Below are 24205 nucleotides of genomic sequence, written 5' to 3' on the forward strand. Positions count from 1 at the left end.
AATAGCTATGGCAAAATGACCGCCATTACTCTCTATTATCGAATTTTTAGCATGGCAACGGAGACAAGCGTGAAAATCCTGGTTGATGAAAATATGCCCTATGCGGTCGAGCTGTTTAGCCGTCTGGGTGAAGTTCAGGCCGTTCCCGGTCGTCCGATCCCGATAGAGGCGCTGGCCTCGGCGGATGCGCTGATGGTGCGTTCCGTTACCAAGGTCAATGAAAGCCTGTTGAAAGATACGCCGGTCAAGTTTGTCGGCACGGCCACGGCCGGTACGGATCATGTCGATGACAAGGGGTTGCAGCAGGCCGGTATCGGCTTCTCTGCGGCGCCGGGCTGCAACGCGATTGCCGTGGTGGAATACGTGTTCTCTTCCCTGCTGATTCTGGCCCAGCGCGACGGCTTTTCGCTGCGCGATAAAACCGTCGGTATTGTCGGCGTAGGCAATGTGGGGTCGCGTCTCAATGCGCGCCTCAAGGCTTTCGGAATCCGCACACTGCTTTGCGACCCGCCACGCGCGCAGCACGACGATAGTGAAGACTTCGTCGCCATCGAACAGTTGGTGGCCGACGCCGATATTCTGACCTTCCATACTCCGCTTAACCTCTTCGGTCCGGATAAAACCTTCCATCTGGTTGATGCCGCCATGCTTGCGGCGCTAAAACCCGGCGCTATTCTTGTCAACGCCTGCCGTGGCGAGGTTGTCGACAACGCCGCACTGCTGAATGCGCTTAACGGCGAGAAAAAACTGACCGCCGTGCTCGACGTGTGGGAGCCGGAGCCGGAGTTGTCGCTGGCCCTGCTGGACAAAGTCGCCATCGGCACCGCGCATATCGCCGGTTACAGCCTTGAGGGCAAGGCGCGCGGCACCACGCAGGTCTTTGAAGCCTACAGCCAGTTTATCGGTCAGCCGCAACAGGTTCCGCTTGCCAGTCTGCTGCCTGCGCCCGAGTTCGGCGAGGTCACGCTGCGCGGTGAGTTAACCGAACCTAAACTGCTGCGTCTGGCGCACTTGGTGTATGATGTGCGCCGCGATGATGCGCCGCTCCGTCGAGTGGCGGGAAAAAGCGGCGAATTTGACCGTTTACGCAAGTTTTATGAAGAGCGCCGTGAGTGGTCTTCGCTGTGTGTGCACTGTGACAATCAGGCCACCGCCGATCTGCTTGAAAAGCTCGGCTTCAACAGCGACGTCATTTAATTTCCTCTTCATGTCCGCGTCATATCCTTCGCACGCATTTACAAGGGCAGTGAAACACTGCCCGTTTTAGTCTGTAGTTTGAATTTCTGGAGAATACCAACATGTCTGATGGCTGGAATATTGCGCTGCTTGGCGCCACTGGCGCAGTGGGTGACGCGCTGCTGGAGTTGCTGTCTGAACGTCAGTTCCCGGTTGGTGAGCTTTTCCCGCTGGCGAGCGAGCGCAGCGCCGGACAAACGATCCGTTACAACGGCAAAAGCATGCTGGTACGTGACGTCGCCGAGTTTGACTGGACTCAGGTGCAGCTGGCGTTTTTCGTGGCCGGTACCGAAGCTTCGGCCAACTATGCCGAAGAAGCCGCGAACCAGGGCTGTCTGGTTATCGACAGCAGCGGCCTGTTCGCGATGGAGCACGACATTCCTCTGGTCGTGCCGAGCGTCAACCCCGACGTGCTGGCCCATTACCGCAACCGCAACATCATTGCCGTGGCCGACAGCCTGACCAGCCAACTGCTGACCGCTATCAAACCGCTCACGGAACTTGCCGGCTTGTCTCGCCTGCACGTGACCTCGCTGCTTTCCGTTTCTGCATTGGGTAAGGCCGCCGTCGACGATCTCGCCGGGCAGAGCGCGCGCCTGCTCAACGGCATTCCCGCCGAAGAAGGCATGTTCAGCAAGCAGTTGGCCTTTAACATGCTGCCGTTGCTTAGCGACAAGGAAGGCAGTGTGCTGGAAGAGCGTCGTCTGGTTGAACAGGTACGCAAAGTGGTGCAGGACGACGGTCTGCCTATCTCCGTGAGCTGTGTACAGTCGCCGGTATTTTACGGGCACGCGCAGGTTGTGCACGTGGAAGGGCTGCGTCCGCTGTCTGCGGAAGAGGCGCGCGCCGAACTTGAGCAGGCCGACGATATCAACGTCAGCGATGAAGACGACTTCCCGACGCAGGTCAGCGATGCCTCGGGCAACGCTTCTTTGAGCATCGGCTGCATTCGCAACGATTATGGCATTCCCGAGCTGATTCAATTCTGGTCGGTTGCCGACAACGTGCGTTTTGGCGGCGCGTTGATGGCGGTTGAAACGGCAGAAAAACTGATCCAGGAGTATTGGTACTGATGTCTGACGAGCAACGCCCCAACGCGGCACCGGCGGCTATTGCCGAGCGTATTGCGTTAGGGATTGAGTATGACGGCAGCCAGTATTATGGCTGGCAGCGACAGCAGGAAGTGAGCAGCGTGCAGGAGTGTCTCGAGAAGGCGCTCAGCCGCGTTGCCGATGCGCCGATTACCGTGCAGTGTGCCGGAAGAACGGACGCTGGCGTCAGCGCAACGGGTCAGGTGGTGCATTTCGATACGCCGGTCATCCGCAAGGATGCCGCCTGGACGATGGGCGTGAATACCCATTTGCCGAAAAATATTGCCGTACGCTGGGTCAGCCACGTCGGCGAAGACTTCCATGCCCGTTTTACCGCGACGGCGCGGCGTTACCGTTATGTCATTTACAATCACCGTTATCGTCCGGGTATTCTGAATCATGGCATTACGCACGTTCATATGCCTTTAGATGTTGAAAAAATGCAGCGGGCAGGGCAATGTTTGCTGGGCGAAAACGATTTCACCTCATTTCGCGCCGTGCAGTGCCAGTCGAGAACGCCGTGGCGCTTCATGATGCACCTGAATGTGAGTCGATTCGGCAACTATGTGGTCGTGGATATTAAAGCCAACGCCTTTGTGCATCACATGGTGCGCAATATCGTGGGTAGCCTGGTTGAAATAGGCGCTGGCAACCAGCCTGAAAGCTGGATGGCGGAGCTGCTGGCGGCCAGGGATCGCAATCTTGCCGCCGCGACGGCCAAGGCAGAAGGATTGTATCTAGTCGCTGTTGATTATCCTGAAAAATTTGCTTTGCCGAAGGTCACGATGGGACCGCTCTTTCTTGCCGATTAAGACTGGCTGATTAAGGACATATGAGGTAATACCATGGAATATATCCACTATATCGTCGATTTTATCCTGCATATCGATGTGCATTTAACCGAACTCGTCGCACAGTACGGCGTTTGGATTTATGCCATTTTGTTCGTGATTCTGTTTTGCGAAACCGGTCTGGTGGTGACACCTTTCCTGCCGGGTGATTCCCTGCTGTTTGTTGCGGGCGCACTGGCGGCCTTGCCAACCAACAGTCTGGATGTGCACGTCATGGTATTCCTGATGGTCGTGGCCGCGATTGCGGGTGATGCAGTCAATTACACGATTGGCCGTCTGTTTGGCGCGAAACTGTTTGCCAACCCGAACTCGAAGGTTTTCCGCCGCAGTTATCTGGAACAAACCCACAAGTTTTACGAGAAACATGGCGGTAAAACGATTATTCTGGCGCGCTTTGTGCCGATTGTTCGCACCTTTGCCCCTTTCGTTGCCGGTATGGGGCGCATGTCATATCGCCACTTTGCCGCGTATAACGTCGTTGGTGCCCTTATCTGGGTCCTGCTGCTGACGTATGCCGGTTACCTGTTTGGCAACGTGCCTTTTGTGCAGAACAATTTGAAATTCGTGATCGTCGCCATTATCGTTGTCTCTGTTTTGCCAGCGATTATCGAAGTGATTCGTCATCGTAAAGGCGCAGGCAAGACGGGCGAGCGACCAAACTGACCGGCGGGGAAACCCCGCAGTTAGCGCGAATTATTAAAATTAAAGGCCTTAAACCAAAGGGTAAGACCAGTTTTTTATCTACAGGCTTCACCTCTTATGGTTTAATGAGCGACATTTGTGGTCTGTTCCTGCGAACAACCTTCCCTGTCAGCGGTTTTCCGGCGGCGTTCTGCCCTCGGTTTATCACTGAAAAATCAGGGGCGGTTATTTGAGTTAAAGCAGGGGACTTGTTACAGCATGAACAGCGAACTGGCATTTGCCAGGTTCAAACAGAAAGGTCATCGATGAGCTGGATTGAACGAATTCTTAATAAAAGCAACATCTCGCAAACCCGTAAAGCAAGCATTCCAGAAGGTGTCTGGACCAAATGCGATAGCTGTGGTCAGGTGTTATACCGCGCTGAACTCGAGCGCAATCTGATGGTTTGTCCCAAGTGTGATCACCATATGCGCATGTCCGCGCGCATGCGTCTGTTCACATTCATGGATGAAGGGAGCGAGGTCGAATTGGGTAGCGAACTGGAGCCGAAAGACCTGCTCAAGTTTAAAGACTCCAAAAAATATAAAGATCGTCTGCTGGCAGCTCAGAAAGAGACAGATGAAAAAGACGCCATGGTCGTGATGAAGGGCACCCTTTACGGTATGCCAATCGTCGTGGCCGCCTTCGAATTTGCCTTCATGGGCGGTTCAATGGCGTCGGTTGTAGGCGCACGTTTCGTTCGTGCAGTCGAGCAGGCAATGGAAGACAACTGTCCTCTGGTCTGTTTCTCGGCGAGCGGCGGCGCGCGTATGCAGGAAGCGCTGATGTCTCTGATGCAGATGGCGAAAACCAGTGCTGCACTGGCGAAACTGCAGGAACGCGGTCTGCCGTACATCTCTGTGCTGACCGACCCGACCATGGGTGGCGTTTCCGCCAGTCTGGCAATGCTTGGCGATATCAACGTTGCCGAGCCGAAAGCGCTGATCGGTTTCGCAGGCCCACGCGTTATCGAGCAAACCGTTCGCGAAAAACTGCCAGCCGGTTTCCAGCGCAGTGAGTTCCTTATCGAAAAGGGCGCGATTGACATGATTGTTCGTCGCCCTGAACTGCGTAACAAGCTGGGCAGCGTGCTGGCCAAGCTGACAGGTCGTCCTGAGCCAAAACTGGCTGCCGTGCCTGTGGTCAGTGTTGAAGACGCGTCTGTCGATCAACCGGATGCCTGACAGGCTGCGTTATAGCCTGTGCAGTTAAAACGGGCGGCAAGTCTCTTTGCCGCCCTTGTTGTACCCTCATCCCAGACGGGAAAAGGTCATAGGGCTGTATCCGGCGTCGTGCGCAAGGCACTGACAAAGGGGCATTGCCTGTCGTAACGTCCGGTAATGCACGTCCTTCAGACGCTTTGATTCTGAACAGATTAGGTTAGGCGGGACTTATGCAAAACATACCTACTTCCCAAGCCACGTCGCCTTTGGCCACGTGGCTTTGTTATCTCGAAAATCTCCACTCCCAGGCAATTGAACTCGGTCTCGACAGAGTCAAAGCCGTCGCAACGCGCATGAGCCTGCTGACACCCGCGCCACAGGTGTTTACCGTCGCCGGAACCAATGGCAAGGGCACGACCTGCCGCACACTGGAAGCCGTGCTGATCGCCGCCGGTTACCGCGTGGGCGTTTATTCGTCTCCCCATCTGGTTCGCTATACCGAGCGCGTGCGCATTCAGGGCAGGGAGCTTGGCGAAGCGGAGCACTGCCAATCCTTTGCCTTGCTGGAAGCCGGTCGCGGCGATATTTCGCTGACCTACTTCGAGTACGGCACCTTGTCGGCGTTGCAGCTGTTCAAACAGGCCAATCTGGATGTCGTCATCCTTGAGGTCGGGCTGGGCGGTCGTCTGGACGCCACCAATATTGTCGATGCCAATGTCGCTGTCGTGACCAGCATTGCGCTGGATCATACAGACTGGCTAGGGTCAGATCGCGAGAGCATTGGCCGCGAGAAAGCCGGGGTTTTCCGCGGTCATCGTCCGGCCATTGTCGGTGAGCAGGATATGCCCGAGTCCATTCGCCTCGTCGCCGAAGAAAAAGGCGCGCAACTGCATCAGGTCGGCCACGACTGGCATTATCAGGTGGGGGCAACCGACTGGAGCTGGCACACCCGCAACGGCGACGTCTCCCATGAAGCCCTGCCGCTGCCGAATGTGCCGCTGGCCAATGCCGCCACGGCGTTGGCGGCTCTGAATTATGCATCCCTTGCCGTTTCCGACGAGGCATTGAGAAAAGGTCTGGAGCAAGCTTCTCTGCCGGGACGTTTCCAGACGGTGAGTGAATCGCCAAGGCTAATCCTTGATGTTGCTCATAATCCGCACGCCGCCGGGTATCTGGCCGGTAAACTTTCCGATTTGCCAGGGCAGGGTGGAAAAGTGCGTGCAGTTATCGGCATGTTGTTGGATAAAGACATTGCCGGAACGTTGGCGTGTCTGAAACCTCAAGTTGATGTCTGGTATTGCGCGCCGCTTGAAGGGCCGCGCGGTGCCACGGTTGAAGCCCTGACCGAACATCTTCCCGAGGCGTTTTCATTCCCCGACGTACTGGCAGCATGGAAACAGGCGATGCAGGATGCTGATAGTCAGGATATTGTTATAGTCTGTGGATCATTTCATACCGTAGCGCATGTGATGGCTGCGTTGGATACGGGGAATACCAGTGGCAAGTAAGTTTCAAAATCGTCTGGTTGGCACCGTCATTCTTGTCGCGCTGGGAGTCATTATTCTTCCCGGCCTGCTGGATGGGAAAAAGAAACACTATGAGGATGAGTTCGCCTCGATTCCTCTGGTGCCAAAACCGGGTGACAGCCAGGAGCAGGACAGCGCCGGGCAGGTCACACAGTCTCTGCCCGCCCAGCCTCCGGAAGGGGCAGGCGAGGCCGTAAATGCCGGAGCCGCAGAGGCTGCGCACGCCGCCGCCCAGGCCAACGGTGAAAGCGAGGAAAGTGAAGCGCCGCAAACGGTCACTTCGCCAAAATCCGCCTCTCAGCCGAAGGCGCTGACGCCACCGCCGATGACCGAATCGCGGCCGGTACAGCAGACCAGACCGGCACAGACCAAACCGGTCGAGCCGAAGAAAGTCGAACCTAAAAAGGTCGAGCCTAAAGCGGTTGAGCCAAAAACGGTAGAAACGCCTAAAACCGAGACTAAACCGCAAACGGCAGAAAAACCGCCGGCAGGGCAGTCTTACATCGTTCAGCTGGGCGCGCTTAAAAATGCCGACAAGGTGAACGAGATAGTCGCCAAGCTGCGTCTCTCGGGCTATCGCGCCTATACCGTGCCGTCAACGCCGGTGCAGGGGCAGATTACCCGCGTGTTTGTCGGGCCTGAGGCCAACAGGCAGAATCTCGAGGCGTCATTGCCTTCGCTTAAAAGCGTCAGCGGATTAAGCGGCGTCGTGCGCGCCTACTCGGCAGGCAAGTAATCTGTTACAGAAGAAAGTGGGCTGCATCAAGACTTTTGGTGTGGCTTGCGAGTAGGCTGAGACGTCAATAAAAAGGGGCATGTTGTGCCCTTTTTATTTATCGACAATACAAAAAGTTTCGCTATCTTTATGCGGCGATTGATGTTTTTTCGCCACTAATATTAATTTGGCTGACCGGCAGATTTCCCCTACGCAAACGTTTTCTTTTTCTGTTAGAATTCGCAGCGATTTGGATGCCGGGCGAGTGGTTCCCAGAGTCATTGTCGCTTTTGCGAGAAAGACAAAGGGTCTTATCCTGGATGAGATTGATAAAGTGATGGTCTGGATTGATTACGTCATTATTGCGGTTATCGGGTTTTCTGCGTTAGTCAGCCTGATTCGAGGTTTTGTTCGCGAAGCCTTATCATTGGTAACCTGGGGGTGCGCCTTCTTCGTTGCCAGCCACTATTATCCTTACCTCGCCGTCTATTTCACACGTTTCGAAGACGAAGTTGTTCGAAACGGGATCGCAATTGCCATCTTGTTCATCGCGACGTTGATCGTAGGTGCAATTGTCAACTATGTGATTGGCTCATTGGTCGAACGTACCGGTCTATCCGGCACCGACCGGGTATTAGGCGTCTGTTTTGGCGCGCTGCGTGGGGTGTTGATAGTCTCCGCAGGGCTGTTCTTTCTGGACACTTTTACCAGCTTTTCTCAAAGTGAAGACTGGAAACAATCACAGTTGGTCCCGCAGTTTAGTTATATCATCAGGTGGTTTTTTGACTACCTGCAGAGCACGTCGAGTTTCTTGCCAAAGCATATCTAGCATTTGGCAGCGCTGAAGAGGAAAAGACAACATGTGCGGTATTGTCGGTATCGCCGGTTTCATGCCGGTAAACCAGTCGATTTATGACGCGTTAACGGTGTTACAACACCGTGGGCAGGATGCCGCAGGCATCGTCACCATTGATGGCAACAACAACTTCCGTTTGCGGAAGGCAAATGGCCTGGTGAAGGATGTATTCGAAGCACGGCATATGCAACGTTTGCAGGGCAACATGGGCCTTGGTCACGTTCGTTACCCTACGGCTGGCAGTTCCAGCGCTTCAGAGGCTCAACCTTTTTACGTCAACTCTCCGTTCGGCATTACGCTTGCCCACAACGGTAACCTGACGAATGCACATGAATTGAGAAGTACGCTGTTCGAAGGCGCACGTCGTCACGTCAATACGACGTCCGACTCTGAAATCCTGCTGAACATTCTGGCGAGCGAACTGGATAAATTCCAGCATTACCCGCTGGAAGCAGACAACATTTTTGCAGCCGTGGCGGCGATGAACACCAAGATCCGCGGGGCGTATGCCTGCGTCGCAATGATCATCGGCCACGGTATGCTCGCGTTCCGCGATCCACACGGCATTCGTCCGCTGGTTATCGGCAGGCGCGAAATCGAAGACGGTCGCTGCGAGTACATGGTCGCGTCCGAAAGTGTGGCGCTGGATACGCTGGGCTTCGAGTTCCTGCGTGACGTCGCGCCGGGCGAAGCGGTGTTCATCACCGAAAAGGGCCAGCTGTTTACACGCATGTGTGCCGAGAATCCTCAGTACAATCCATGCCTGTTCGAGTATGTGTACTTTGCGCGTCCTGACTCGTTCATCGACAAGATTTCCGTATACAGCGCCCGTCGCCGTATGGGCCAGAAGCTGGGTGCGAAAATCGCCCGCGAATGGGAAGACTTGGAAATCGATGCGGTTATCCCGATTCCGGAAACCTCCAACGACATCGCGCTCGAGATTGCCCGTATTCTGAACAAGCCCTATCGTCAGGGGTTCGTTAAAAACCGTTACGTCGGCCGTACCTTTATCATGCCGGGCCAGCAGGAGCGCGTTAAGTCGGTTCGCCGCAAGCTCAACGCCAACCGTGCCGAGTTCCGTGATAAAAATGTGCTGCTGATCGACGACTCCATCGTTCGTGGAACCACCTCGCAGCAGATAGTCGAGATGGCCCGCGATGCTGGCGCGAAGAATGTCTACCTGGCCTCGGCTGCGCCGGAAGTGCGCTTCCCGAACGTCTATGGCATTGACATGCCGACCGCCAACGAGCTTATCGCACACGGTCGCGAAGTCAGCGAAATCAATGCGATGATTGGTGCCGATGCGCTTATCTTCCAGGATTTAGGCGACCTTATCGACGCGGTGAAGGAAGAGAACCCTGACATCGAGCAGTTCGAATGCTCGGTGTTCGACGGCATCTATGTCACCAAAGATGTGGATCAGAACTACCTCGAATATCTCGACGCGCTGCGTAACGACGATGCCCAGGCATTGCGCGGTCAGCAGGAAGCCGAGAACCTCGAAATGCATAACGAAGGTTAATCAACCTTTTAGCCGCCTGATGTTACCTGTTTCGCAGGGCGCAGCAGGCGGCTTCTTCGCAATCTCCTCCCGCCTCCTGAACTCACTTGCCAAGCGCTTTTCATTACGGCAAAGTCATTGCACTATTCATACGTTCTAAAGTTTTAGTTCGTCTTTTCAGAGGCTGTATTCATGAAACGACTTATCGTCGGTATTTCCGGTGCCAGTGGCGCCATTTACGGCGTTCGCCTTTTGCAAGTGCTGCGCGAAGTCGCAGACGTTGAAACTCATCTTGTCATGAGCAACGCGGCGCGTCAGACGCTGGCGCTCGAGACCGACTACAACCTGCGTGATGTGCAGGCGCTGGCGGACGTGGTTCACGACTCCCGTGATATCGCCGCCACCATCTCCTCCGGCTCGTTCAAGACCGCCGGTATGGCCATTTTGCCATGTTCAATCAAAACCCTTTCCGGCATCGTCAACAGTTATACCGATGGATTGCTGACGCGCGCGGCCGATGTGGTGCTGAAAGAGAGCCGCCGTCTAGTGTTGTGCGTGCGTGAAACGCCGTTGCATCTGGGCCATCTACGTTTAATGACCCAGGCCGCCGAGCTTGGCGCGATTATCATGCCGCCTGTGCCGGCTTTCTATCATCGTCCGGCATCGGTGGAAGACATCATTGATCAGACCGTTAACCGCGTAATTGACCAGTTTGACATCGACCTGCCCGAAGACCTGTTTGTTCGCTGGCAGGGCAGCCATTAAGTTTTTGCAAGCCTTTCTGCCCTAAATTTGCCCAATATGATATCGATGCACCAAAATTGAACTCTTTATGTTTTATTTTGGTGCATTTCTGTTTCAATCTTTAGGCAGCGGGCGTTTAGGCGGTGATTTTGCAGACTATTCCTCACCCATTTTACGTACTGTCGCTCACTAAAACGCCGCTTGCTAAAAGTCGGCACGATTACTGCATAACTTATGCATAATTACTGCATAGACGTTAATGCAGTGAAAAAAGAGGTGAATGTAGTAAAAATGTTACCGACATAGACCGGTGACTAATAATAAAACGGTTATCTCGATAATCCACTCACACGACATACAACACACAACACACAACAAACAACAACGCACGATTAATGGCTGAGGGTAAAGTATGAAAAAGTTGTTCAAGGTTCTTCCTCTGGTATTAGTATTGGCCAGCGCAGGTAGCGCTTTTGCTGCCGTGCCAAAGGCAATCAAAATCGGTACGGATCCAACCTATGCGCCCTTCGAGTCAAAAGACTCCAGCGGTAAACTGGTTGGTTTCGATATCGACCTGGCCAACGAAATGTGCAAACGTGCCGAAATCAAATGTACCTATGTTGAAAGTGATTTCGATGCCCTGATCCCGTCCCTGAAAGCCAAAAAAATCGACGCCATCATATCTTCGCTCTCCATTACCGAGAAACGTCAGCAAGAGATCGATTTCACCGAAAAACTCTATGCTGCCAACGCGCGCCTGATTGCCACGACAGGCTCGAAGGTCCTGCCAACGCTTGACTCCCTCAAAGGTAAAAACGTAGGCGTATTGCAGGGTTCCACGCAGGAAGCCTATGCCAACGCAATGTGGCAGCCAAAAGGCATCAACGTGGTGGCTTACCAGAACCAGGATCTGATTTATGCCGATCTGGGGTCGGGTCGTCTTGACGCCGCATTCCAGGACGAAGTGGCAGGCAGCGAAGGCTTCCTGAAACAACCTGCGGGCAAGGGCTATGCGTTTGCGGGTCCTTCCGTGAAAGACGACAAGTTCTTCGGCGTCGGAACGGGCATGGGTCTGCGTAAAAGCGACAGCGATTTGAAAGCCGCACTCGACAAGGCTTTCGACTCGATGCGTAAAGACGGCACCTACGACAAGCTGGCGAAAAAATACTTCGACTTTGACGTGTACGGCGGCTAGGCAACATCTGACGACGTCAGGAAAACTCCTCAACGGCAGCCTGTCCCCGTGGCAGGCTGCTTTCAGGAGAACAATTATAAGCCTGCGATACGCAGTCTGATTCTCGTCAAAGACAGGACATTTTCATGTTATACGGGTATTCCCAGGTTATTATCCAGGGCACGATAGTCACCCTTGAACTGGCACTTTCCTCGGTGCTGCTGGCCGTGGTCATCGGCCTTATCGGCGCGGGCGGCAAACTTTCCAGAAACCGGGCGGTCTCGGGCTTGTTCGGTGCCTACACCACGCTTATCCGCGGTGTGCCCGATTTGGTCTTGATGCTGCTCATTTTCTACGGGTTGCAGATTGCCCTCAACAGCCTGACCGAATCTCTCGGCATGGATCAAATCGATATCGATCCGCTGAGCGCCGGTATCATTACCCTCGGCTTTATTTACGGTGCCTACTTTACCGAAACCTTCCGTGGCGCATTTATGGCCGTACCACGCGGGCAAATCGAAGCCGCCGTGGCTTTTGGTTTCAGCGGGCCGAAAATCTTTCGCCGCATTCTGTTTCCGGCCATGATGCGCTTTGCACTTCCGGGCATCGCCAACAACTGGCAGGTTATCCTCAAGGCGACGGCGCTGGTTTCGCTGCTGGGCCTCAACGATGTGGTAAAAGCCACCCAGCTGGCGGGTAAGGGAACCTATCAACCGTTTTACTTTGCCATCGTTGCGGGTGTGATTTACCTGATATTTACCACGCTTTCCAATGGTGTGCTGGTCTGGCTCGATCGCCGCTATTCGCTGGGTGTGAAGAGGGCCGAGCTATGATTGATATCTTGCATCAATACGGTATGGCGCTGCTGTACAGCGACGGCTACCGTTTTACCGGTCTCGCGGTAACGCTGTGGCTATTGATAAGTTCGGTGGTTATGGGCGGACTGCTGGCCATCGTCATGGCCGTCGGGCGCGTGTCACCCAATCGTTTTATCAGTACGCCTATCTGGCTATTTACCTACGTGTTTCGCGGTACGCCGCTGTATGTGCAGCTGCTGGTGTTTTATTCCGGCATGTACAGTCTGGAGATAGTGCGTGGCACCGACTTTTTGAACGCCTTTTTCCGCAGCGGCCTCAACTGCACCATTTTGTCTTTGACGCTGAACACCTGTGCCTATACCACCGAGATCTTTGCCGGTGCGATTCGCGCGGTACCGCACGGAGAGATTGAAGCTGCCAACGCCTACGGATTTTCGCGTTTCAAGCTTTATACCTGCATCATTCTGCCTTCCGCGTTGCGCACTGCGTTACCGGCTTACAGCAATGAGGTCATTCTGATGCTGCACTCTACGGCGCTCGCCTTTACCGCGACCGTGCCCGATGTGCTAAAGATTGCCAGAGACATCAACTCCGCGACCTATCAGCCTTTTTATGCCTTTGGCATCGCGGCGGTGATTTACCTGATTGTGTCATTTGGATTGATAAGTTTGTTCCGCAAGGCGGAAAAGCGCTGGCTCGGGCACGTCAAGCCCCAGTCCTCTCACTAAAATAAGCGTATCAACAGTGCAACCTTCACCTGTGCGGGAAAAATCATGTCAGAAACAAAATTAGCCGTAATCGATCTGCATAAGCGTTATGGCGAGCACGAAGTGCTGAAAGGCGTTTCACTGTCGGCCAATGCCGGTGATGTTATCAGTATTATCGGCTCCTCCGGATCCGGAAAAAGTACCTTCCTGCGCTGTATCAACTTCCTTGAAAAACCGAGTGAAGGCTCGATAAGCGTTAATAATCAGGACATTCGCATGGTGCGCGATACCGACGGCCAGCTCAAGGTTTTCGACAAGAAACAGCTGCAGCTGCTGCGTACCAAGCTGACGATGGTGTTTCAGCATTTCAATCTGTGGAGCCACATGACGGTGCTGGAAAACGTCATGGAAGCCCCGATCCAGGTGCTGGGGCTGAGCAAGGCCGAAGCGAAGGAGCGGGCCGTGCGCTATCTCGACAAGGTTGGCATCGACGAGCGTGCGCGCATCAAGTATCCGGTTAACCTTTCCGGCGGTCAGCAGCAGCGCGTTTCGATTGCCCGGGCGCTCGCGATGGAACCCGAAGTATTGCTATTCGATGAGCCGACTTCGGCGCTGGACCCAGAATTGGTGGGTGAAGTGCTGCGTATCATGCAGAAGCTGGCGGAAGAGGGCAAAACCATGGTCGTGGTCACCCACGAGATGGAATTTGCGCGCCACGTCTCAAATCATGTCATTTTCCTGCATCAGGGCGTTATCGAAGAAGAGGGCAATCCGGTCGATGTGTTTGGTAGCCCTAAAAGTGCACGGCTTCAACAATTCCTCTCCGGGGCGCTCAAATAGCCTGTCGTTCTTGACGCTGCAGCATCGTTGGCTTCGCTTGCTCGCCCGAATCACTGACCTGTGTCAGCGCATTGGGACTCTCAAGCTTGCCGCCTTGCTGCAACGCCAATCACATAGGGCTATGCCCGTTATACATGACGCTGCAGCATCGTTGGCTTCGCTTGTTTGCCCGAATCACTGACCTGTGTCAGCTCATCGGGACTCTCAAGCTCGCCGCCTTGCTGCAACGCCAATCACATAGGGCTATGCCCGTTATACATGACGCTGCAGCATCGTTGGCTTCGCTTGCTCTCTCAAGGCTCGCCGCCTTGCTGCAACGCTAATCACATAGGGCTATGCCCGACATACGTAACGCTCTACATCGACGTATGATTTTTATGGCTCCTGAGTGAGATCATACAGCTGGTGCATATCTTCTTTGAGATGTTGATAGACCGATCGATAGGTTTGAAACAGCGCGTGGTATTTTTCGTGGTTCTCCGCGTTGGGAGTTGCGCGGGATTCGAGGGTGAACCATTGTTTGATCTGTTCGGCGTTGTGCATGATGCCGACGGCTTTCGCGGCAAGAAAACAGTCGCCAAGCGGGGCTTCAACCTCTTCCTGGATAGTCAGCACCGGATATCCGGTGACGTCGGCGATAATCTGCATCCACATATCCGAAAACGCGGCACCCCCACCACGATGAGTTCGTTATCCAGCCTTTCGGCGCACGCCTTGCCTGACTCGATGTTGTCTTTAAGTGCAAAACTGATGCCCTCGAGCACCGCGCGGTACAGATGGGAGCGACGGTGATACAGGCTTAACCCGACGAAGGTGCCGGTTGCTTTGGCATCCCATATCGGGCTGCGTTCTCCCATCAGATAAGGCAAAAAGATCAGCCCGTTGGCACCGGGCGGCAGGAGGGAAGCCTGTTCTTCCAGCAGAGAGTGTACCGCGCAGTTTTGGTCCGCCGCCCGTTGTTTTTCGCCCGCGCAGAATTGATCGATAAACCAGGTGACGCAAGCGCCCGCCGTGATGGCGCCGCCAAAAGTATAGACATCCTCCAGCGGATTATTGACGTGAGGCATGCTTATCAGCCCGTGGCGCGCGTCAACGTTAGGGTTCACGAAACCCCAGCACATGGAGGTGCCGATCATCGCCACATGATTACCCGGCGCGACAACGCCTGCCGCCAGCGTCGCGACCGCGGCATCTACGCCACCGGCCACAATCGGTGTGCCCGCCATCAAGCCGAGTTTTTCGGCCATGTCCGGCAGGAGACCGCCGACTATTTCGTCCGACGCCAGCAGTCGTGGCGGCATCATCGATTTTGGAATACCCAGCATGCGGCAGGCTTTGGTCGACCAGTCGCGCTTCCTGATATTGTAAACCCCGCCAATGTTGCCCGCCGATGAGTGATCAACGGCAATTTCACCGGTGAGGTGGTAATTGATATAGCTGTTGGGCGGCAGAAAATAGCGCGTCTGCTCCCAGACGTCGGGCTCGTTTTCCTTGATCCACAGGATCTTGGTATAGCCGTAGTAACTGTCCAGCCCATTACCGGTGATGTTGAACAGCTCATGGGTATCGACCTCGTTTCTGACCCATTCGACCCGCTCGCCGGCGCGGCGATCCATCCAGATTAGACAGGGATAGAGCGGGCGAATGTTTTCATCGACGGCGATGCCGGAGCCGCCATAAAGGCTGCTGATGCACACCGAGGCAATCTGTGCCTTGTCGACGCCGGATTGCCTGACGATGTCGGTCAGGACAGAGAGTACGGCTTCCAGCCAGACGTCAGGCCACTGCTCGGCCCAGAGCGGTTTCGGCGTTTCTACGTGGTAACTTTGCGAGGCACTGGCATGAATACGACCATTGGCATCCATCAGGATGCCTTTGGTGCTCTGTGTGCCGATATCGACTCCAATGACATATTTCATGGCGGATTTCCTTTAAGGAACCAGCAAAACTTTGACCGAATCTGTCCCGTGTGCCATTTCGAATGCTGCTTCCCATTCATCAAGTGAATAGGAATGAGTGACAATGCCTTCCGAGCTAAAGAGTTTGCGCTCGAAGAAGTCGATGACGGTTTCATAGCAGTGTGGGCCGAGGTGCGCACCGCGAATATCCAGCTCTTTTCTGTCGCCGATGATAGACCAGTCGACGGTGGTATCTTTGCTAAATACGCTGAACTCGACGAAGCGCCCCATCTTGCGGATCATGTTCAGGCCTTGCGGTACGCTGGCCGGATTGCCGGTGGCTTCGATATAGACGTCACAGCCGTAGCCGTCGGTGAGTGCCTTGACCTTGGCGACCACATCTTCTTCCAGAGGATTCATGACCACATGGGCACCGTAATGTTTTGCCAGCGCCAGCCGGTTCGGGAACGGTATCCAGTACGATAAACAGCTTTGGCGTTTTAAGACGGATGGCCTGAATCATGCCCATGCCGAGCGGTCCTGCGCCGGAAAGCACGACTACGTCATTGAACTGGATATCGCCGCGATTCACCGCATGAATGGAACAGGCGAAAGGTTCGATGAGGGCGCATTCGTTTAATGATAACGAGTCGGGAATTTTATGAACGCGGCTGGTGGGTTTGAAAATCATGTATTCCGTCATGCCGCCGTCGGCATCCTGATGCTGAAAACCATAAATATCGTGTTTTTCGCACATCCAGTAGTCACCGCCTTTGCAGAAGCGGCATTTTTCGCAGGGAACAATCTGCTCGGCTATTACACGGTCGCCGAGCCTCACGTCAAAATGCGCGAACCCACCGGGACCTTCGCCGACGACGACCCCGAAAAATTCGTGACCCGGCACCACCGGCGGTTTCACCCATGAAGGGGACTCGCCATTGCCCCAGAACATGGGAGCGCCGCCGTGGCAGTGAACGTCCGATGCACAGATACCGCAGGCGCTGATTTTAATGAGTAATTCATTTGCCTGAGGAATGGGCAACGGGACGTTTTTAATTAAACGATAATCATGCGGCCCATAATTCACTATTTGTTTAATTGTTTGCGGTAAATTAGTCATTTGAATTCCTTCTCCTCTCTAATGGGTTTGGCTACCGTAATTTTTAAAATCTCATCCGTCAATGGACGGTCAATGGATTAAATAATAATTTAGAGCGTCGTCACTTTAATTCGCTTATTGGTTAATGTTTTATTTCTTTCTTATTAGTTGAGTCAATAAGTTGTAAAAGTAATTAACAAAGTGCGGTAAATTTATTTTGTGACCCTGCGCGCTATAATCGAAATATCAAGTTGACGTTGGTAGGGGTAAAACTGATTAGATGGGCTTTCGTGGTGTAGGCAAGCTCGGTTATTTTAATTTATAAAAATAATGAAGGACTAATGATGAACATAATAAAAGATCACTGGCTAGGATTGCCCAAAAATCTGCTGTGGGGGTATATCGCCATATTTTTATTCATGACAGGCGATGGTTTTGAACTGGCTTTTCTTTCTAGATATATCATTGAGTTAGGGTTTTCACCCTCCCAGGCGACCTTTGCCTTTGCCGTTTATGGACTTTGTGCAGCCCTTGCTGCATGGGGGTCCGGCGTCATTGCCGAAGTGATTACCCCGCAAAAAGCCATGAGAATAGGTTTTATGATGTGGGTCGTCTTCCATATATTATTTATGTATTTCGGTTTGATGAATAAAAACTACTATTTCATTCTGCTGTTTTATGGAATTAGGGGTTGGCTTATCCTTTGTTCCTATATTCATTCATTGTCGTTATTGTTCACAACGTCCGTGAGGAATTAGTGGGTTCCGCCTGCGGTTGGTTCTGGGCGGCTTATTCGCTCGGGATAGGCGTGTTGGGTAGTTATTTGCCGAGCCTGTTCATTACCCAGATAGGTGAGTTGAATGTTTTGTGGCTTTCGTTGATTTGGGTGTCGGCGGGCGGTCTTATTGCAATGGTGTCATTAAGGAATATTAAAACCTCTTCCCATATGCTCACGTTAACCACCAAACAAAAATTCAGCGAAATGAGTCTGGCGGTTACGCTATTAATTACCAATAAAAATATCCGTTTGGCGAGCCTCGTCAGAATCATCAATACTCTGTCGCTATTTGGTTTCCCCATTATCATGCCGATGGTGTTTATCGATGAAATAGGTTTCAGTATGCCCGACTGGCTGCAAATCTGGACTCTGTTCTTCTTCGCCACCATCGTGTTCAACGTCTTCTGGGGGATCATGTCGCAACGATGGGGCATTCTGCGCGTGATCCGCTGGTTTGGGGCAATTGCCTGCGCCGTATTCAGTATCACCTTTTACTTCCTGCCCATCTACTTCGGCCCCAACTTCTGGATAGCCGCGCTGGGTGCCATTCTGCTGGGGGCATCGACCGCCGGATTCGTGCCGATGACCGCGCTGTTTCCTGCGCTTGAACCCAGACACAAGGGCGCTGCCATCTCTGTGTGCAATCTCTCTGCGGGTTTAAGCAACTTTTTTGCTCCTGCACTCGCCACCATCCTGCTGCCGATTGTCGGCGTAAAAGGCGTCGTGTTCACCTACAGCGGATTGTATATCCTGGCCTTCGTTTCTGACGTTGTACATCGAATTCAAGCAAAAGTATTTTGGCCTGACGCCAAAAGCCGTGCCTGAGGGTGTTTCCTGAAAGACGTGCAAAGGAATGCCCCTGCCAAAAGGAAAGGCAGGGGCCTTTGCCGCTATTTGTCCCGGGCTGCCAGCAGGCAGATAGCCTTGGTCAGTTCATAGGATTTCACAAAGGAAGAGAGAGGCAGAAACTCGAATTTCGAATGGAAGTTGTGGGCGCCGGTAAAGTAGTTGGGCGTCAACAGGCCTTTTGCCGACAAGGCTGCGCCGTCCGTGCCGCCCCGCATCGGAATGACTTTTGGCTCGACCTGAATTTCGGCCAGCGCCGAGAAAATCAGGTCGATGGCCTGGCGATCTTCACCGATGGCGCTGCTGATATTGCTGTAGGTATCGCTAATGGAAACCGACACTTTCGCCGTCGGATACTGTTCGCCAATCACTTTCGCCACATGCTCGATTTTCTGTTTACGCGCCGCAAAACTGGCACTGTCGAAATCGCGGATAGACGCTTTGAGTTTGGCGGATTGCTGATTGGCACTGATATCGTTAAACCAGACGTAACCTTCGCGATCCCGCGTCTTTTCCGGCGTTTCCTGACGATCGAAATGGCTGATGAAATCATGCGCCATCAATAATGGATTGACCAATACTCCAATGGCCGACATCGGGTGCGCCGTCACGCCGGTAAAGGTAATCTCTGCCGCCGCGGCGTTAAAGTTCTCGTATACCACTTCGCCCAGTTCACAGCAGTCAATGGTATAGGCAAAATCGACCTCAAAGCGGCTCAGATCCAGCGCTTTCGCCCCGCGCAAACCAATCTCTTCATCCGGTACAAACGCCACCACAATATCCCCATGCTGATCCTCGGCGGTCAGGTTTTCCAGCAATGTCATCACCACGGTGACGGCAGACTTGTTGTCTGCGCCCAATACGCTGGTGCCATCGCTGAAAATAATCTCCTGACCTTTATAGGGCAGGATTTCGGGATGTTCGTCGAGGCGCAGCCAAATGTCCTGCTCTGTATTCAGACAGACATCTTCGCCGTTGAATACTTTGATTTGCGGATGAATGTGCGGACTCAGGCCAACGTCTACGGTATCGATGTGGGTAATAAACCCGATGCGCGGACCGCCCTGTTTAGTCCCGCGTTTTACGGCGGTGACCGTGGCATGCTTATCAATCTGGATGTTTTCCAATCCGAGCGTTTCCAGCTCGGCAGCAAGCATATCGGCGAGAATTTGTTGGCCGGGCGTACTGGGCAGGCAGGTGGCTTTAGGATCGCTTTGGCTGGTAACAGACAGGTAACGGAAAAAACGTTCAGTGAGCTGCTTGGCAATTTGAGTCGACATCCTAACCTCTGAGTTGTTTATCTATAAGATTTTCATATATAACAGAGTATTACTAAGTGTATCGTGGATGGTAATCTGTTTTTTATCGGCGTACTAACGAATTAATGAGTCTTAACTCTCAATGACAGGGAAACGCATGAAACGAAAAATAGCAAGATTAACCACCGGCATGTTGGCAATGGCGATGGTGGCAGGCGCTTCTGCACAAACGCTGGTTTATTGCTCAGAAGGCTCGCCGGATATTTTCAATCCCCAGCTATATACCTCGGGCACGAACGTTGATGCCAGCGCCGTACCTATCTATAACCGCCTGGTGGATTTTAAAACGGGCACAACGGAGCTGGTGCCGAGTCTGGCGGAAAGCTGGGAAATCAGTCCAGATGGAAAAACCTACACGTTTCATTTGCGCAAAGGGGTTAAATTCCAGAGTAACAAGCTGTTTACGCCGACCCGTGACTTCAACGCCGACGACGTCATTTTTTCGTTTATGCGCCAGAAAGACCCAAAGAATCCGTACCACAACATCTCCAATGGCACCTACCTCAACTTCGACAGTCTGGATATGAGCAATCTGATATCCAGCATCGATCGCGTGGATGATTACACGGTACGCTTTAATCTTTCCCGCCCCGAAGCGCCGTTTATTGCGGATCTCGGCTGGTATTTCGCCTCGATTCTTTCATCCGAATATGCTGACCAGATGTTGAAAGCCGGTACGCCGCAGAAGGTCGATACCGATCCTGTCGGCACCGGCCCGTTCGAGCTGGTGCAATATCAGAAAGACACGCGAATCTTATATAAAGCGTTTGCGCAGTATTGGCAGGGTAAATCGAAAATCGATCGCCTGATTTTCAGCATCACGCCCGATGCTTCGGTGCGTATGGCCAAACTCGAGAAAAACGAGTGTCAGGTTATGCCTTTCCCGAATCCGGCCGACTTGCAGCGTTTGAAAGACAACAAAGATATCACCCTGATGAGTAAATCGGGCCTCAACACGGGTTTCCTGTCGTTTAATACGCAGAAAAAGCCGCTGGATAATGTGAAAGTGCGTCAGGCGCTAAGCATGGCGATTAACAAGGCGTCGATTATCGAGGCCGTCTTCCAGGGAACAGGCACTGCTGCGAAAAGTTTACTGCCGCCGGGTGTCTGGAGCAGCGAAGACAAGACGATGCAGGATTACGAGTTCTCGGCAGAAAAAGCCAAGGCATTGCTGGCGGAGGCTGGATATCCGAACGGCTTTGATATCGATTTATGGGCGATGCCGGTTCAACGTCCTTACAATCCCAATGCGCGTCGCATGGCAGAAATGATTCAGTCCGACTGGGCGAAAATTGGCGTCAAGGCGCACATTGTCAGCTATGAGTGGGCGGAATATCAGACACGTATTCGCAACGGCGAGCACATGGCTGCGCTGATGGGCTGGACCACAGCCAACGGCGATCCGGATAACTTCTTTGGCCCGTTATATACCTGTAAAGCGGCGCAGGGCGGTTCGAACTCGGCCAAATGGTGTTATCCGCCGTTTGACAAGCTGATTAGCGAAGCACGCGCGACAACCGATCAGCAAAAGCGCATCGCGCTTTATCAGCAGGCGCAGCAGATGATGCATGAGCAGGCGCCTGCGGTCATGATTGCCCATTCGACTATCTATGAACCCGTGCGCAAGGAAGTCAGCGGTTATGAGGTCGACCCCTTTGGTAAACACGTGTTCTACCAAACATCGATAAAATAAAAGAATGGCCTTTGGATCGCCCGATCTAAAGGCCAACTTTTTAATAAGCGTGTTTTAGAGCAAAAATCATCCGCAATGGTCTGGCCTAGCCAAGCACTTCCTCGATGGCGGGCTTCAACTCTTTATATTGAAATTCAAATCCAGCATCTTCGAGTCGCTGAGGTATGGCGCGTTGCCCGCCGAGCACCAGCACCGCAGACTCGCCCATCAGCAAACGCACGACGCCCGCCGGCACGCGCATAAAGGAAGGGCGGTGCAAGGTTTCGCCGAGCAGCGCACTGAACTGATCGTTTCGCACGGGATAGGGCGCAACCATATTGAACGGGCCATTAAGCGTTTCATGCTGTAGTAGAAACAGGATGGCGGCGACCATATCGTCGATGTGTATCCACGGCATATATTGCTGACCGTCGCCAAGAGGCCCCCCAGCCCTGCGCGGAAGGGCAGGATCATCTTGGCCAGTGCGCCACCTTTTTTGGCCAGCACCACACCGGTTCGCAACAGGCAGACGCGCGTCCTGTCGCTTTGCGCGGCGAGCGCCAGCGCCTCCCAGCGGGCACAAAGCTGCCAGGTAAACTGTTTGTTGGGCGGTTCGTCCTCAGCTACCACCGCCTGCCCCTGATCGCCGTAATAGCCCACCGCCGATCCCGAAATAAACACCGCAGGCGGGCGTTTCGCCGGCATTAATCAGCTGTGAAAGCTTCTCCGTCAGCTGCCAGCGGCTGTCGCAAAGTTTCTGTTTCTGCTCTTTGGTCCAGCGTTTGTCTGCAATGGGTTCACCGGCCAGATTGATGACGGCGTCAAAATCATCCAGTGATGTTCTGCCCTCAAGCGATCGCCAAAGTGTGACTTTGGGTCCGAGAATTTTGGCGGCGCGCTCCGGCGCACGGGTCAAGGCGGTGACCTCGTGTGACTGTTCCAGGAGTTTTTCCGTCAAACGACGTCCAATCAGTCCACTGGCACCGGTTATTAAAATTTTCATGTCTTTCTCCTGATAACCTGCTGATAGCACAGTCCGTACCCTAGTTATCAGCATAGTTTATCCAACGCCACCGACACGCGATGCAGTGCACATCCTGTACTTATAAAGGCAGGGTTTTTAGGCAGAGAGGAAATTAGGAGAAAGGAGAATGGCCCCCGCAGAAAGAGGCCAGGCGAATTATTTTACCTCGGCCATCGCGTAGGCTCTTTGCGTTGCCGGGCGATTTTTTATGCGCTCGAACCAAATCTGTACGGCAGGATAATCTGCCAAATCAATACGTTGCCGCTCATGCGCCACGACCCAAGGGTAGGTAGCAATATCGGCAATGCTGTAATGCTCGCCGGAAAGATAGGCCTGCTTCACAAGCTGCGTATTCAACACGCCATACAGGCGACGGGTTTCCTGCTGAAAGCGCTCTATTGCATAAGGAACGGGCTGCGGTGCAAAATGCGTAAAATGGTGATTCTGCCCCAACATCGGACCAAAACCAGCCATTTGCCAGAACAACCATTGCAGGGTGCGGGTTCTTTCACGCAACTCCTTGCCAAGCAGTTTGCCGGATTTTTCGGCCAGATACTGCAAAATAGCTCCAGACTCGAACAGGCTTAGCGGCACACCGCCGTCCACGGGCTGCGTATCGACGATGGCTGGAATTTTATTATTGGGGGATATCGCAAGAAAGGCGGGCTGAAACTGTTCTCCGGAATGGGTATCGACGCGGTGAAGTCGATAGGGAAGTCCGGTTTCTTCCAGAAATAACGTTATTTTATGGCCGTTGGGCGTGGGTGCGTAATAAAGATCGATCATTTGTGCCTCCTGCATAATAGTTTTAATCGTCCATCGGCCTGTTATTAATCAGCGGATGGGGCTGGATGCGCCGGTATTCCCTGAACGGTAATCTCTCTCTGAATGGCGTGACGAGAGAGTAATGTAACTGATAATAATAGCAGGCTATGTGAGACGAGTCTGATGGTTTATACCGCCGGTTGACATAGCTTTTACCTACTACTAACGCATCTGTTGCTATTGAGCGATTCCGATGAGCCGGATAGAATCAGCGGACTCATTAAAAAATCACTGCGCCTTTTGCGCGCATTAGAGAAGGTTTTACAGGATGACGAACCAAGAGCAAAACACCGGCAGCAGCGAGTGGGTTGATATCGTTAATGAAGAAAACGAAGTGATTGCCCAGTCGAGTCGCCAACAGATGCGCGCTCAAAACCTGCGTCACCGTGCCAGCTATATTGTGGTGCACGATGGCAGTGGAAATATTCTGGTTCAGCGTCGAACCGACATCAAAGATTTCTATCCGGGCTGGCTGGATGCCACGGCGGGCGGAGTGGTGCAGAGCGGCGAAAACATTATCGAATCCGCACGTCGCGAAGCCGAAGAAGAACTGGGTATTGCCGGTGTGCCCTTTGCCGAACACGGAGCTTTCTATTTTGAGGAAGATAACTGCCGTGTGTGGGGGTCGTTGTTCAGCTGCGTTTCTCACGGGCCATTTGCCCTGCAGGAAGAAGAAGTGGCCGAAGTTCGCTGGATGAAACCGGAAGAAATTACTGCACGCTGCGATGAATTCACGCCGGATTCGCTAAAGGCGCTGTCGCTCTGGATGAGCCGCAACAACGATAAAGATCACGGCAAGCCGTTAAGCGTCGACGAATAATCGGCTATCCGAAATGCGCTG

Annotated in this window: 18 protein-coding genes and 4 pseudogenes; 17 read left to right on the plus strand and 5 right to left on the minus strand. The window is 53.3% G+C overall.

What is annotated here, in order from left to right; translation table 11 throughout:
- The first annotated feature begins 69 nt into the window (after positions 1–69).
- The 14 genes from pdxB (at position 70) to hisP (ending at position 13903) form a co-directional block, all read left to right on the plus strand.
- On the plus strand, positions 70–1197 hold the full coding sequence (pdxB, locus tag O1V66_RS01990; RefSeq protein ID WP_045047602.1) for a 4-phosphoerythronate dehydrogenase PdxB: 1128 nt from the start codon (positions 70–72) through the stop codon (positions 1195–1197).
- A 101-nt stretch (positions 1198–1298) separates the two neighbouring features.
- Entirely contained in the window at positions 1299–2309 is a 1011-nt protein-coding gene (locus O1V66_RS01995; protein ID WP_045047406.1) for an aspartate-semialdehyde dehydrogenase, read from the plus strand.
- The gene (gene truA, locus O1V66_RS02000; protein WP_045047405.1) at positions 2309–3139 is read left to right on the plus strand and encodes a tRNA pseudouridine(38-40) synthase TruA; all 831 of its coding nucleotides are present in this window, start codon (positions 2309–2311) and stop codon (positions 3137–3139) included. Before O1V66_RS01995 ends, truA begins: the two co-directional genes overlap by 1 nt.
- A 33-nt stretch (positions 3140–3172) precedes the next feature.
- Positions 3173–3841, plus strand: a complete 669-nt coding sequence (locus O1V66_RS02005) for a DedA family protein (RefSeq protein WP_045047404.1) — start codon at positions 3173–3175, stop codon at positions 3839–3841.
- A 284-nt stretch (positions 3842–4125) separates the two neighbouring features.
- The gene (accD, locus tag O1V66_RS02010; RefSeq protein WP_045047403.1) at positions 4126–5043 is read left to right on the plus strand and encodes an acetyl-CoA carboxylase, carboxyltransferase subunit beta; all 918 of its coding nucleotides are present in this window, start codon (positions 4126–4128) and stop codon (positions 5041–5043) included.
- 209 nt (positions 5044–5252) lie between these two features.
- A complete protein-coding gene (gene folC, locus O1V66_RS02015) occupies positions 5253–6530 on the plus strand; it encodes a bifunctional tetrahydrofolate synthase/dihydrofolate synthase (RefSeq protein WP_269128054.1) in 1278 nt (425 codons plus the stop codon).
- The gene (gene dedD / locus O1V66_RS02020) at positions 6520–7284 is read left to right on the plus strand and encodes a cell division protein DedD (protein ID WP_045047401.1); all 765 of its coding nucleotides are present in this window, start codon (positions 6520–6522) and stop codon (positions 7282–7284) included. The genes folC and dedD overlap by 11 nt, the downstream gene beginning before the upstream one ends.
- A gap of 316 nt (positions 7285–7600) precedes the next feature.
- Entirely contained in the window at positions 7601–8092 is a 492-nt protein-coding gene (cvpA, locus tag O1V66_RS02025; protein WP_045047400.1) for a colicin V production protein, read from the plus strand.
- A 31-nt stretch (positions 8093–8123) separates the two neighbouring features.
- Complete coding sequence (gene purF / locus O1V66_RS02030; protein WP_045047399.1) at positions 8124–9641, plus strand: amidophosphoribosyltransferase; 1518 nt, start codon at positions 8124–8126, stop codon at positions 9639–9641.
- Between the two features lie 171 nt (positions 9642–9812).
- Positions 9813–10385 carry a UbiX family flavin prenyltransferase gene (locus O1V66_RS02035; protein WP_045047398.1) on the plus strand — a complete coding sequence of 191 codons (573 nt, stop codon included), beginning with the start codon at positions 9813–9815 and terminating at the stop codon, positions 10383–10385.
- Between the two features lie 391 nt (positions 10386–10776).
- On the plus strand, positions 10777–11559 hold the full coding sequence (argT, locus tag O1V66_RS02040; protein WP_045047397.1) for a lysine/arginine/ornithine ABC transporter substrate-binding protein ArgT: 783 nt from the start codon (positions 10777–10779) through the stop codon (positions 11557–11559).
- 125 nt (positions 11560–11684) lie between these two features.
- Positions 11685–12371 (plus strand): histidine ABC transporter permease HisQ, encoded by a 687-nt coding sequence (locus O1V66_RS02045; RefSeq protein WP_045047396.1) that lies wholly within the window; start codon positions 11685–11687, stop codon positions 12369–12371.
- On the plus strand, positions 12368–13084 hold the full coding sequence (locus O1V66_RS02050) for an ABC transporter permease (RefSeq protein ID WP_045047395.1): 717 nt from the start codon (positions 12368–12370) through the stop codon (positions 13082–13084). Before O1V66_RS02045 ends, O1V66_RS02050 begins: the two co-directional genes overlap by 4 nt.
- 45 nt (positions 13085–13129) lie before the next feature.
- A complete protein-coding gene (hisP, locus tag O1V66_RS02055; RefSeq protein WP_045047394.1) occupies positions 13130–13903 on the plus strand; it encodes a histidine ABC transporter ATP-binding protein HisP in 774 nt (257 codons plus the stop codon).
- A gap of 375 nt (positions 13904–14278) precedes the next feature.
- Here hisP and O1V66_RS02065 read toward each other — a convergent pair.
- Both O1V66_RS02065 and O1V66_RS02070 read right to left on the minus strand, forming a co-directional pair.
- Positions 14279–15822, minus strand: a pseudogene (locus tag O1V66_RS02065) (FGGY-family carbohydrate kinase).
- Between the two features lie 12 nt (positions 15823–15834).
- Positions 15835–16921: pseudogene (locus tag O1V66_RS02070) on the minus strand (alcohol dehydrogenase catalytic domain-containing protein).
- 323 nt (positions 16922–17244) lie between these two features.
- On the opposite strand from O1V66_RS02070, the pseudogene O1V66_RS02075 reads away from it, so the two are divergent.
- A pseudogene (locus tag O1V66_RS02075) lies at positions 17245–18503 on the plus strand (MFS transporter).
- 65 nt (positions 18504–18568) lie between these two features.
- On the opposite strand, the gene pepT reads toward O1V66_RS02075, so the two are convergent.
- Positions 18569–19804: a peptidase T gene (gene pepT, locus O1V66_RS02080; protein WP_045047390.1), complete on the minus strand. Its 1236-nt coding sequence runs from the start codon at positions 19802–19804 to the stop codon at positions 18569–18571.
- 169 nt (positions 19805–19973) lie between these two features.
- On the opposite strand from pepT, the gene O1V66_RS02085 reads away from it, so the two are divergent.
- Positions 19974–21536 (plus strand): ABC transporter substrate-binding protein, encoded by a 1563-nt coding sequence (locus tag O1V66_RS02085; RefSeq protein WP_241481394.1) that lies wholly within the window; start codon positions 19974–19976, stop codon positions 21534–21536.
- A gap of 85 nt (positions 21537–21621) precedes the next feature.
- Here the strand turns inward: O1V66_RS02085 and O1V66_RS02090 are convergent.
- Together O1V66_RS02090 and O1V66_RS02095 are read right to left on the minus strand one after the other, a co-directional pair.
- Positions 21622–22518: pseudogene (locus tag O1V66_RS02090) on the minus strand (TIGR01777 family oxidoreductase).
- A 177-nt stretch (positions 22519–22695) separates the two neighbouring features.
- The gene (locus O1V66_RS02095; protein WP_045047387.1) at positions 22696–23325 is read right to left on the minus strand and encodes a glutathione binding-like protein; all 630 of its coding nucleotides are present in this window, start codon (positions 23323–23325) and stop codon (positions 22696–22698) included.
- 307 nt (positions 23326–23632) lie between these two features.
- Between O1V66_RS02095 and yfcD the strand changes: the two genes are divergently transcribed.
- On the plus strand, positions 23633–24184 hold the full coding sequence (gene yfcD, locus O1V66_RS02100; protein ID WP_045047386.1) for an NUDIX hydrolase YfcD: 552 nt from the start codon (positions 23633–23635) through the stop codon (positions 24182–24184).
- Positions 24185–24205: the final 21 nt, after the last annotated feature.

Origin of the sequence: Rouxiella chamberiensis, from assembly GCF_026967475.1 — a bacterium.
Lineage (GTDB): Bacteria > Pseudomonadota > Gammaproteobacteria > Enterobacterales > Enterobacteriaceae > Rouxiella > Rouxiella chamberiensis.